1 pseudogene is annotated in these 322 nt (G+C 60.6%); it reads right to left on the bottom strand.

Annotated features, from left to right (window positions below):
• Positions 1 to 322: pseudogene (locus AC0L2O_RS36565) on the bottom strand (GNAT family N-acetyltransferase); the annotation flags it as partial.

The raw sequence follows: 322 nt of genomic DNA, 5'->3' as shown, positions 1-322 counted from the left end.
CCCGAACTCGCGACACATGGAATAGCCAAAGACCTCGCCACCGCGGCTCAGAGTGGCTATCGAGGCATCCTCTGCGAGCAACGCAAGTAGCCCCGCACGATTTGTCCCAAACGCACGCGCGTCCAGCTCGGTGATCTCGCGCAGTCTGTCGCTGGGCAGCTCACTGAGTTCACCATCCAGAACTGGCATCGGCGGGAGTTTTTGTGGGGCCTCGCCCTGGCGCATGTAGACGATCGCCTCGCTCGTGAAGCCGAGTGAAATATACAGAGGATAGGCGGGATGGGTTGCATTCAGGGCCAGATTGCGATCCCCGCACTGCTCA

The organism is Bradyrhizobium sp. Kon10, assembly GCF_055807395.1.
This window is presented reverse-complemented; position numbering and strand designations above follow the sequence as displayed.